At 78.0% G+C, this 10,710-nt stretch carries 9 protein-coding genes and 1 rRNA gene; 6 read left to right on the top strand and 4 right to left on the bottom strand.

What is annotated here, in order from left to right:
• Positions 1–102, top strand: a 5S ribosomal RNA gene (gene rrf / locus HLB09_RS00650); the annotation flags it as partial.
• A gap of 149 nt (positions 103–251) precedes the next feature.
• On the opposite strand, the gene HLB09_RS00645 is transcribed toward rrf, so the two are convergent.
• Genes HLB09_RS00645 through HLB09_RS00635 form a run of 3 tightly spaced genes read right to left on the bottom strand, consistent with a single transcriptional unit; the run spans position 252 to position 2,771 of the window.
• A complete protein-coding gene (locus HLB09_RS00645) occupies positions 252–1,217 on the bottom strand; it encodes a sensor histidine kinase (RefSeq protein ID WP_171201477.1) in 966 nt (321 codons plus the stop codon).
• A complete protein-coding gene (locus HLB09_RS00640; RefSeq protein ID WP_171201476.1) occupies positions 1,214–1,954 on the bottom strand; it encodes a response regulator transcription factor in 741 nt (246 codons plus the stop codon). Before HLB09_RS00640 ends, HLB09_RS00645 begins: the two co-directional genes overlap by 4 nt.
• Positions 1,955–1,979: 25 nt before the next feature.
• A complete protein-coding gene (locus HLB09_RS00635; RefSeq protein ID WP_171201475.1) occupies positions 1,980–2,771 on the bottom strand; it encodes a hypothetical protein in 792 nt (263 codons plus the stop codon).
• A gap of 224 nt (positions 2,772–2,995) precedes the next feature.
• Between HLB09_RS00635 and HLB09_RS00630 the strand changes: the two genes are divergently transcribed.
• From HLB09_RS00630 to HLB09_RS00610, 5 genes are all read left to right on the top strand, one after another.
• Positions 2,996–3,748: a hypothetical protein gene (locus HLB09_RS00630; RefSeq protein WP_171201474.1), complete on the top strand. Its 753-nt coding sequence runs from the start codon at positions 2,996–2,998 to the stop codon at positions 3,746–3,748.
• A 112-nt stretch (positions 3,749–3,860) separates the two neighbouring features.
• Positions 3,861–4,646, top strand: coding sequence for an AzlC family ABC transporter permease (locus HLB09_RS00625; RefSeq protein ID WP_171201473.1), 786 nt, complete (start codon positions 3,861–3,863; stop codon positions 4,644–4,646).
• Positions 4,643–4,945, top strand: a complete 303-nt coding sequence (locus HLB09_RS00620; RefSeq protein WP_171201472.1) for an AzlD domain-containing protein — start codon at positions 4,643–4,645, stop codon at positions 4,943–4,945. Before HLB09_RS00625 ends, HLB09_RS00620 begins: the two co-directional genes overlap by 4 nt.
• Before the next feature lie 202 nt (positions 4,946–5,147).
• Positions 5,148–6,023, top strand: a complete 876-nt coding sequence (locus HLB09_RS19635; RefSeq protein WP_171201471.1) for a DUF559 domain-containing protein — start codon at positions 5,148–5,150, stop codon at positions 6,021–6,023.
• A 204-nt stretch (positions 6,024–6,227) separates the two neighbouring features.
• Positions 6,228–7,145, top strand: coding sequence for an NAD-dependent epimerase/dehydratase family protein (locus HLB09_RS00610; protein WP_171201470.1), 918 nt, complete (start codon positions 6,228–6,230; stop codon positions 7,143–7,145).
• A gap of 83 nt (positions 7,146–7,228) precedes the next feature.
• Here the strand turns inward: HLB09_RS00610 and HLB09_RS19630 are convergent, their stop codons facing one another.
• Positions 7,229–10,483 (bottom strand): Ig-like domain repeat protein, encoded by a 3,255-nt coding sequence (locus tag HLB09_RS19630; protein WP_212755665.1) that lies wholly within the window; start codon positions 10,481–10,483, stop codon positions 7,229–7,231.
• Positions 10,484–10,710: the final 227 nt, after the last annotated feature.

Genomic DNA, 10,710 nt, shown 5'->3' with positions numbered 1-10,710 from the left:
GTCGGGGAAACGCCCGGTCCCATTCCGAACCCGGAAGCTAAGCCCGTTCGCGCCGATGGTACTGCGTGGGGGACTGCGTGGGAGAGTAGGTCGCCGCCGGACTTCACTTAGGAAGGGCCACCCCCCTTGTGGGGGGTGGCCCTTTCGCATGTCCAGATCCAGATCGACCGGCAGTGCTCGGCGGGGCCTGGTGTCAGTGGAGGCGAGGGTGCCGTCGGCTCAGGCGCCTGCCGACTGAGGACCCCGCTGGGTCAGGACGCCGTCGTCTCGGCCCGGCTGCTCGGGAGGTCGAGCCGCACCACGGTGCCGCGACCGACGCGGCTCTCGGCGGTCGCCGTCCCTCCGTGGGCCTCCGCGACGGCGCGGACCAGGGGCAGTCCGAGCCCGCTCCCCGGCACCCCGCGCACGGCGGGGCTGCGGAACAGCTCCTCCCACACGTGGGGCAGGTCCTCTGCGGCGATCCCGGGACCCGTGTCGGCCACCTCGACGAGCACGCGCCCCGCCTGGTCGCGCGCGCGGACCTCGATCGTCCCGCCCGCCGGCGTGTACTTCACCGCGTTGTCGACGAGGTTCGCCACGGCGAGCCCGAGGAGGTCCTCGTCGCCGTCCACCGCCGGCAGCGGCCACGGCGCCCGGGGGAGGCTCACGCGCACGTCACGCCCTTCGGCGCCGCCCTGGTCGCGCACCGCCTCGACGGCGTCGAGCAGGACGGCCGCGAGGTCGACGGGTCGTCGGTCGACGCCCCGGAGCTCGACGTCGGCGATCTTCCGCAGGTCCGCGGTGAGGCGGCTCAGGCGCACGACCTGCTGGTCGATGCTCCGCAGCCCCGCGCCCGTCCCCGGGTCGGCGGTGACGGCGTCGTCGGCGGCCACGTTGGCCACCGCGGCGCGCATCGCCATCAGCGGGTTCTTCAGCTCGTGGTCCAGCCGGGACAGCAGCAGGCGTCGGCCCTCCGCGGCCGCCTCCTCCGCCGCCGCGACGCGGGCGTCGGCCTCCCGGTGCACACGGGCCGCGGCGCCGCGCCCGAGCAGGACGGCGAGGACGGCCAGCACCGACACCAGAGCGCCCAGAGCCAGGACCCAGTCCCCCGCGAGAGCGCTGACGTCCAGGCGCTCGTCGGGCACCGTGCCCACGGCGGTCAGAAGTCGGACGACGGCACCCAGCGCGAGGGGCGCCAGCGCGAGGGCGAGGAGCGCCCGGGTGCGGCGTCGCGTCACGCCGTCGTCACGCGGGCGCTGAAGCGGTAGCCGATGCCGGGCACCGTCGTGATGAGGGACGCCGCCTCCCCGTCGCGCGCCCCCGCGGGCGCGACGCCCGGGGGCGGCCCTTCGAGCACGCGACGGAGCTCGGCCACGCGGGTGTCGACCGTGCGCGTGCTCGTCTGGTACGTCCAGCCCCAGACGGCCTCGAGGAGCCGCTCCCGCGTCATCAGCTCGTCGGGGTGGGTCATGAGGTAGGAGAGCAGCGACGTCGCGCGGGGGGTGAGGACGACCTCGGCGCCGGCGCGGGTCACCCGCCCCGACACGCGGTCGAGGACGACGTCGCCGCTGCGCAGGCGGTGCGCCGCGGCGAGCGGGGCTCCGCCGCCGGAGCCGCCTCGGCGCAGCACGGCGCGGATGCGTGCCACGAGCTCGTGGGGGTCGAAGGGCTTGTTGAGGTAGTCGTCGGCGCCCTCCTCGAGCGCCATCGCCCGCTCCGCGGACTCGCCCACCTGCGTCAGCAGGATGATCGGCAGGTCCGCGTGCTCGCGCCGCACCCGCCGGAGGACCTCGCGCCCGTCCAGCCCGGGCATGAGCACGTCGAGGACGAGGAGGTCGGGCGACGACGTCCCCACCCGCCGCAGCGCTTCCTCGCCGTCCCGGGCGACGACGACCTCCAGCCCGCTGCGCCGCAGGAACGGCGCCAGGTTGTCGGTGATCGCGTCCTCGTCGTCCGCGAGCAGCACCGTCGTCATCGCCCCCGCCTCACCGGATCGTCCCTCACCGGATCGTCAGCGTCAGCGCGTAGGGGATACCGGCATCGGCAGTGGCGAGGCCGACGACGTAGTCGCCGTCCGCCGGCAGGGTCCACGAGCCGCTCGTGGCGCTGCTCATCGTCGTCTTCAGCGGGGTGCCGTCGGGCGCGACGAGGTCGAAGCCCACCGCGTCGCCGTCCGAGGTGATGCTGACGGACGCCTCCTGGCCCGCCGACGCGGCGAAGACGTACTGCGGTCCCTGGCGGGCCGGCGCCTGGCCGCGGACGGTCGTCGACGTCTGCCCGGCCGGGAAGCGGATCTCCTGCAGTCCGTCGCTGCTCGAGCCGCCACCGGCCGCCCCAGCGGAACCTCCGCTCGCCGAGCCGTCACCGCTGGCCGAGCCGCCGCCCGCGCCCGCGCCGGCGTCTGCACCACCGCTCGTGGCCGTCGGGGCGGGCGCGGCTCCTCCGGACGCCCCGTCGGACCCGGCGTCCGAGCCGGACCCGCTCGAGGCGGAGCCGTCCGAGGAGCCGGAGCCCCCCGCCGCCGGCTCGTCGGTGCCGGAGGGTGTCGTCTCGGACGGCGCCGAGGCGGACGCGTCGGGGCTGGTCGTCGCGGACTGCGGGGTGGCGTCGTCCGTGGGGGCCGTGCTGGGCGTCCCGCTGGGCGAGGGGTCGGCGGGCGCCGTCGTCGCGCTCGTCGCCGGCGTCGGCCCGGAGTCGTCCTCGTCGACGCCGCCCTGGAAGGAGCAGCCGGCGAGCGCGAGGGCCGCCGTCACGGCGAGGACCGGCAGGGCGCGGGAGCGGGAGCGGCGCATGTTCCGGACGATAGGACCGCCCCCGACGCCCTGCCTCCGTGCTGCGCCCGCTCCGCGCCGTCCGTCCCGAGACGTCCTGCGCGTGTGTCGAAGTGGTGACACCACGTGCCCGGACGGGGACGCGGGCGCCACGGCCCCGCCGCACGCGCTGCCTAGCGTCGAGAGCGGGTCGCAGACAGCGGCTCCCTCCCCGCCGGGGAGGTGCTCGACCGGAGGTCACCCCCATGCGCACCACCCAGGAGCCCACCACCCAGAAGCCCGCCACCCCCGTCCGTCACCGCGCCGGTCGTCGCACCGTCGCCGCGGTCGCCGTCGCCCTCGCCGCCCTCGGCGGCACCACCGCCGCGGCCCAGGCCGCGAGCGGGCCGTCGCGGGTCGCCTTCTCCGCCGGCGCGACGAGCGCCCCCGTGACGGGCCAGGTCGCCGCCGGCGGCGAGGACGCGCACGTCTTCGGCGCCCGCGCCGGCCAGGCGGCCGTCGTCCACTTCGAGGGCCCGGCGGACAGCTACTGGACGCTCGTCGGCCCCGACGGCAGCCCCCTGCACACGGGCGCCACCGAGCAGCAGGAGGACGCGACCGTCGCCCTGCCGCGCACGGGCGACTACGTCCTCGACGTCCACAGCGCCACGGCCGGCAGCTACGAGCTCGACCTGACGATCCCCCAGCCGATCCGCTTCGCTCCCGGTGGCACCTCGCGCACCGTCCGGGGCGCTGTCTCCCCCTCGCAGGGGGAGCTCGACGCCTACTCCTTCGGGGCCCGCGCCGGCCAGGAGGCGACCGTGCGCTTCTCCAGCGACACGGGTGGGGCCACGTGGTCGCTCGTCGCGCCCGACGGCTCCCCGCTGCACACGGGGATGACGCAGGACCAGTCGAGCGCCACGGTCCGGCTGCCCTCCTCGGGCACGTACTCCCTCGACGTGCAGAGCGACGCCGGCCCGACCGGCTACGCGCTGACGCTGTCCATCCCGGCGCGCTGACGCCGACCGCGCCGTCGTCCGTGGTCCTGCGCCCACCGGCGGGGACCACGGACGGCGCGGGCCGGCGCGGAGCCCTCCTCGGGGCACCGCCGCGCCGCCCTACGGTGCGCGGGTGACCGACGAGCAGACGCGCGGAGCGGTCGGCGCCCCTGAGCCGGCGGACGGCGTCCCCCGGGGTGCGGGCACGGCCACCGGCGAGGCGGCCGGCCCACCCCGCGGCGTCGTCCGCGACGCCCTGGGTGTCGGCCTCGCGACGGGCGCCTACGGCGTCTCCTTCGGCGCCCTCGCGGTAGCGGCGGGCCTGTCCGCCGGGCAGGCCGTGGCGCTCTCGGCGCTGATGTTCACGGGCGCCAGCCAGTTCGCGCTCGTCGGCGTGCTCGGGGCCGGAGGCTCGGCGCTGGGGGCCGCGGCGACGGCGACCCTGCTCGGCACCCGCAACGGCCTCTACGGGCTGCGGCTCGCGTCACTGCTGCGGGTGCGCGGCCCGCTGCGGCTCCTCGCCGCGCACCTGACGATCGACGAGTCAGCCGCGATGGCGCTCGGCCGCCGTGACCCGGGCACGGCCCGCTGGGCGTTCTGGGCCACGGGCGTCGCCGTCTTCACGTTCTGGAACGCCGCCACGCTCGCCGGAGCGCTCGGCGCGGACGCACTCGGCGACCCCACCGCGCTCGGGCTGGACGTCGCGGCCCCGGCGGCCTTCGTCGCCCTCCTCCTGCCGCTGCTGCGCGGCCGCGGTGACGTGGGGCTCGCCCTCGGCGCCGGCGCGCTGGCGCTCGTCCTCACCCCGCTGCTGCCCGGCGGGCTGCCCGTGCTCGGCGTCGGGGCCGTCGCGCTCGTCGTCGGGCTGTGCCTGCCGGGCCGACGTCGTCCGCCACGCTCCGAGGGGAGCGCGCGATGACCTGGCTCGCCGTCCTCCTCGGCGCCCTCGGCTGCTACCTGTGCAAGCTCGCCGGAGGCCTGCTGCCCGAGAGCGTGCTGGCCTCCCCGCGGGTGCAGCGCGTGACGGGAGCCCTGCCGGTCGTGCTGCTGGCGGCGCTCGTCGCGACGCAGACCGTCGGTGACGGCCGCGCCCTCGTGCTCGACCCGCGGGTGGCGGGCGTGGGTGCGGGGCTCGTCGCCGCGCTGCTGCGCGCGCCGTTCCTGCTCGTCGTCGCCGTCGCGGCCGGGACGGCGGCGCTGGTGCGGCTGCTGGTGTGAGCGCCACGGCCCGAGGAGCACCGGGCCCGTTCCCGCGCCGAGTCCGACGTCGCACACCGAGTCCGACGACGGACGCTTCCGGAGCCTCCCTCTACCCCCGCAGCGTCGGACTCGAGGCAGGACGTCGGACTCGCGCGCTCGGCGGCGGTCGTCGTCCACAGGGGCCCGGCGAGACGCCGCCGGACTGCCGCACAGTGCTCCCGTGAGCCGCCCCGCCGTCCCGCAGCGCCTCGTCGGCGTCCCGCTGCGGAGGCAGGAGCTGCTGGAGCACGTGACGACGGCGCAGCTGGCCGGGTCCGGCTTCCGGCAGGTCGTGCGCGGCGTCCACGTGACGGCGGGAACGCCGGACGACCACGGCACCCGCGTCCTCGGCGCGCTGCGGGCCCTGCGGGGACGGGGCGTGCTCGGCGGGCTGTCGGCGGCGTGGGCGCACGGCGTCCCGGAGGTCCGTGACGACGAGCCGGTCCTCGTGCTGGCGGCACGGCCGGCGCCGCGCTCGCGGCCGCCCCTCGTCGTCGTCCAGCAGTGCGCTCTTCCGGCGGGCGACGTCGTCGAGACCCGGTGGGGCCCGGCGACCTCGCCCGTGCGCACCGCCGTCGACCTGCTGCGGACGCTGCCGATGCCGCGGGCGCTCTGCGCGGCGGAGGCCCTGGCGCACCGGTGCGGCGTCGGCGTCGACGAGGTGCTCGCCCAGCTGGACCGCCAGCGCGGCGACCGCGGTGTGGCGCTGGCCCGCCGGCGCGCGCAGCGGCTGGTGCCCGCGGCCGAGTCGCCGCAGGAGACGGCCCTGCGGCTCGTGCTCGAGGACGCCGGCCTGCCGGCTCCTGTGCCGCAGCACGAGGTGCACGACGACGCCGGACGCTTCGTCGCCCGCCTGGACCTCGCCTGGCCCTCCGCCCGCGTGGCCGTCGAGTACGACGGCGGGCACCACCGCGAGGCGCGCCAGCACAGCCGAGACCTCGCCCGCCACAACCGCCTGCGGGCCCTCGGGTGGACGGTGCTCCAGGTCGACGCGAGGGTCCTGGCCCGGCCGGAGGAGCTGCTGCGGCAGCTGGCCGGGCTGCTCGGCGCCCGCTGACCGTCGCCGTCGTGGCCCGGGCGGGTGGCGCGCTCGCCTCGAGTCCGACGTCGTGCCTCGAGTCCGACGTCGCGCCGGTGGTCCGCCGTCCCCGACCTGTGGGACGTCGGACTCGGCGCGGGACGTCGGACTCGACGACCAAGGGCGGTGGGCGTGCCGGAGCACGCCGCGCCGCCTCCGCGGCGCGCTGGCAGGGTGGTGCGCATGGCTGACAGCACCGGGGCGCAGGCCCCCGTCGTCGTGGTGACCGGCGCCAACGGTCTCGTGGGGGAGGCGGTCTGTCGCGCGCTGCGCGAGCGGTCGGCGCTCGTGCGCGCCGTCGTCCGTCGAGAGGGCGCCGCGCCGGTGCTCGAAGGCGTCGAGGAGCACGTGGGCGACTTCGCCGACGAGGGCTTCGCCCGCGACGTCGTCCGGGGAGCCGACGCCGTCGTCACGACCGTCCACCCCATGGGCTCGCCGCGGGAGGTGCAGCACGAGGTCGCCGTCGAGGGCACGCCCGTCCTCGCCCGGGCGGCGAAGGACGCCGGCGTGGCGCGCTTCGTCCACCTCTCGACGGCCGGGGTCTACGACCGGTCGGCCGGCGTCGGCGACGTCGCGGAGGACGGCCCTCTGCTGCCCGAGGGCAGCGGTGACTACCCGGACACGAAGAACGCCACCGACCGCGCCCTCGCGGAGGTCGGCGGGATGACGACGGTGCTCGTGCGCCCGCCGGCGATCATGGGCGCCGGTGAGTCGTCGGTGTGGAACACGCTGCGGCCGGCCGACGTCCGCGACGGCGGCGACCGCTCGGCCAACCCGGCGAAGACGTGGTCGTGGGTCCACGTGCACGACCTCGCCGACCTCGTGGCCGACGTCGCCACCGGCGCGGTCGCGACGTCCGACGACCCTGGGCGCGGCCCCCTCGAGGGCGCGACGACGCCCGTCCTCGTCGCCGGCGAGCCCGCCACCTGGCGCGACTACCTCGGCACCGTCGGCGAGGCGGTCGGCGTCGAGCCGGAGTGGACGGACGAGCCCGAGTGGACCGGCCAGCTCGTCACCGACCGCGCCCGGGCGTGGGGCTGGGCGCCGCGCGTCAGCCTGTCCGAGGCGCTCTCCGAGCTGCGGCAGGGCCTGCGCGGCTGACGGCCCCCCCCGGCGCCACGAGCGCAGCACGACGACGGCCCCGCCCTCCGAGGAGAGCGGGGCCGTCGTCGTCCCGAGGGGCGTCAGCGCACCGTCACCGTCCACGTCGCCGAGCGGCTGGGCGCCGTCAGCGCGTCACCCGCGGCGTGCACCGTGAGCCGGTGCGTCCCGCGGGCCAGCGCCGGCTGGGTCAGCGTGACCCGGCCGTCGCGCAGCACGCCCTTCGCGAGGGCGCGCCCGCCGGCGTCGCGCAGCACGACGTCACCCGTCGCCGTCCCGGCCGGGGAGGTGACGGTGACGGCGACCGTCGTCGTCTTCCCGCGCCCCGGCGTCGTCGTCCTCGGCGAGGCCTTCGTCGAGCCGCCGGCCCGGACGACGTCGAGGACGAGCGGCGTGGACGCCGCGAGGGCGGTGGCGCTGCCGTCGTAGGCGACGGTCACCGTGCGCCGGCCCGCGGGCAGCTTGGCCAGGGGCAGGCGCGCCTCCCCGCGGACGAGCGGCGCCCGCGAGGCGGTGCGGCCGTCGACGACGAGGCGCACCTGCCCCGTCGCCGCGACGCCGCCGGCGCGGACCCGGACGACGACCGGCTGGCCGCCGCCCGTCGTGGGCGCCTTCGGCGGCAGCACCTCGAGCGTCGCCGCGTCCTTGACGACGACGAGGCGCGTGCTCGTCGTGGACGGCGCGCTCGACACGTCGCCGCGGTAGGTGACGGCCACGGTGTGCGTGCCGGCCGGGAGCACCGGCAGCGCGACGCGGGCGACGCCGTCGGACACCGTGCCGCGGGCGAGGAGGCGGCTGCCGAGGCGGGCCTCCACCGCGCCGCTCGGGGCGACGGCGCTCGTCACCCGGGCCTCGAGCACCGCGCTGCGCGTGGCCGTCGGCGCCGTCGTCGTCGTGACGGACGTCGTGCTCGTCACGCGGGCGACGTCCAGGGTCACCGGGGTGCTCGCCGCGCTGCCGGCGCTGCCGCCGTCGTAGGCGACGACGAGCTCGTGCCGGCCGCCGGGCAGCACGGGCAGGGACACCTGGGCCGCGCCGTCGACGACCGCGGCGGACGCCAGCGTCGTGGAGCCCGCCGTGACGACGACCTCGCCGTCGGCGCCGGCGCCCGCCGGGTCGAGGCGGACGTCGAGCACCGCGGGCGTCGCGGCGTCGACCGGTGCGCCGGAGGCCGTCCCGACGCCCACGACGAGCGTCGGCGTGACGGGCTCGTCGGTGCCCGGGTCGTCCGTGCCGGGGTCCTCGGTGCCCGGGTCGTCCGTGCCGGGGCCCTCGGTCGAGGGGTCGTCGGTGCCCGGGTCCCCGGTGCCGGGCTCACCCGTGCCGGGGTCCGGGCTGCTGGGGTCCTGGGTCGCGGGGTCCGCACCCACGACGACGTCGCGATTCGTCGAGGACGCCGACCACCGGCTCGCGTCCTGCGGCGTGTAGCCGACGACCGCCGTCTGCGCGCCGCTGCGGGCGGGCACGACCTCGACGGCGTAGGAGCCGTCGGTGGCGAGCGTCGCCGTGGCGCGCGCGCCGGCGACGTCGACGGTCACGACGCCCTGCGGCACGACCGTGCCGGCGCCCGCCGAGACCGCGCCGCGCAGGACGGCGGGCCGCCCGGCGACGAGCTCGGGGACCTCGACGGTCGTCGTCGTCGCCAGCGCGCCGTGGGCCTCGCCGGTGCGGGCGAGGCTCACGCGGGCGACCACGCGCCCGTCCGACGCCGCGCTCGTGCGGACCTCGACGCCGCCGGAGGCGCTGCGCCACACCTGGCCCGACGGCAGGGCGCGGTCGACGTCGACGCTGCTCGTGGAGCGCACGGTGGGCGTCGCGTCGAGCGCGAGGCTCGCGCGGCTGTCCTTCTGCGCGCGCAGCACCCGCAGACCCGTCGTGGCCCGCCACCGGGTCAGGCGCGCCTGGTCGCGGCCCGTCGCCTGGCGGTTCTCGAGGCGGTAGGCGACCCCGGTGCGGGGGTCGGTGACGGTGAGGTCCTTCACGCCCGTGCGCGCGCCACCGGAGACGGGCGCCAGCTCGACCAGCGACGTCCCGACGGCGGTCACGGTGCTGCGCTCGCCCGCGTCGAGGAAGCCGAGCATCGCGCGGGACATCGCCGCGAGGGAGCCGGGCGTCCCGTCCGAGCTCGCCATGACGTCGATCGCGTCGCCGTACTCGCGGTCGCCGCAGGGCGCCGTCGCGGCGTCGCCGGCGAAGTCCTGGCGCGGGTCGGAGGTGCACTCGACGGCGTTGGCGTGCTCGAGCGAGAGGTTGTGGCCCAGCTCGTGGGTGACGAGCGAGAGGTCGGAGGCGTTGGCCAGGGCCGACAGGCCGCCGTCGTCGACCCCGCGCCCCACGGTGCCGACGCCGTAGCCGCAGCCCTTGCCGTCCTCGTCGACGAGCACGAGGACGAGGTGCGTGCGCGCTCCGTCCACGTACCCGGCCCGCTGGCCCGCCTCGCTCCAGAGGCTCCACAGGTCGCTGCAGGTCCGGGTGGTCGCGTAGTACGTGGGCGCCTTCGCCAGGGCGAAGGTGACGCGGCCCGCGCTCTGCTCGGACCAGTAGTCGGAGGCGCGCTGGACCATCGACGTGAGGTCGGCGTCGGTCGGCACGGGCTCCGTGCCGGCGCCCATGTCGGCGACGACGACCGTCACCGGTCGCGCCGGAGCTGTGGTGGCGGCGGTGGGCGGCGGGGCCGCGGTGGTGACCTCGACCGTCCCGACCGTCGCCGCGAGGGTCTCGCCCTCCTCGGCCGCGGCCGTGACGACGGCCTCGGCCACGGCGGAGCCGTCGGCGGCCGGGCGCTCGCGGGCCGCGTCGAGGCGACGCTCGCCCGCGGCGTCGGCGACGGCGTCCTCCAGCTCGGCGGGCACCTCGACGACGAGGCGCACCTCGTCGCCGGTCCGCGCGCGCGAGCTCTCGAGGCCCTCGACGCCGACGAGCGTGCCGTCCTCGAGCCGCAGCCCCGCGGGCGCGGCGACGTCGAACGCGCCCTCCGACGGCGGAGCGTCCGCCCGCACGGCCTGCGCCAGCGCGGGCTCCGCGGCGTGGTGGTGCACCGAGCCGTCAGCGTGGACGTGCTCGTGCCCGCCCGCCGGTGCCGCCTCGTGCTCGTGCGCCTCGTGGTCGTGCGTCGCGTCGGCATGGCCGGCGCCGTCCGGGTGCGCGTGCGGCGCGGCCTCGAGCCGCACCACCTCGCCCTCGAGCACCGCCTGCGCGGGCCCGTCCGCGCTCGTGGCGGCGTCGCCGCCCGTCGTCGCGCCCGTCGTCGCGCCCGCCGTCATCGGCGGCAGCAGCGCGACGGCGAGCAGTGCGCTCGCGCCCACCCTCGCCGCGCGCCTCGTCCTGCTCTGGCTCACCTGCACTCCTGTCCTCGGATCGGATGTCGTCCCGAGGGAGGTCGGTGCCGCGCCGCCGGCGGAGCAGCGGCGTCACCCGTGCGCGGGAGGCCGCCACCCGGCTGCTGCGGCGCACGGGTGGCGGGGGTGCGGCGACCCGTCCGCCGAGTCTCCCCGGGTGCGGTCTCGGCGGCCCCTCGGTCGACCGCGGGAGGCCGCTGTGCGTCGGGCCCGCGCCCGCCTACGAT

Origin of the sequence: Pseudokineococcus marinus (genome assembly GCF_013004605.1) — a bacterium.
In the GTDB taxonomy this organism is placed as follows: Bacteria; Actinomycetota; Actinomycetes; order Actinomycetales; family Quadrisphaeraceae; genus Pseudokineococcus; species Pseudokineococcus marinus.
This window is presented reverse-complemented; position numbering and strand designations above follow the sequence as displayed.

Excerpts from the sequence above, each read along its gene's own strand:
- HLB09_RS00630 (WP_171201474.1), top strand. The coding sequence starts at position 2,996 with ATGCGCACCACCCAGGAGCCCACCACCCAGAAGCCCGCCACCCCCGTC.
- HLB09_RS00610 (WP_171201470.1), top strand. The coding sequence starts at position 6,228 with ATGGCTGACAGCACCGGGGCGCAGGCCCCCGTCGTCGTGGTGACCGGC.
- HLB09_RS00640 (WP_171201476.1), bottom strand. The coding sequence starts at position 1,954 with ATGACGACGGTGCTGCTCGCGGACGACGAGGACGCGATCACCGACAAC.
- HLB09_RS00635 (WP_171201475.1), bottom strand. The coding sequence starts at position 2,771 with ATGCGCCGCTCCCGCTCCCGCGCCCTGCCGGTCCTCGCCGTGACGGCG.
- HLB09_RS00620 (WP_171201472.1), top strand. The coding sequence starts at position 4,643 with ATGACCTGGCTCGCCGTCCTCCTCGGCGCCCTCGGCTGCTACCTGTGC.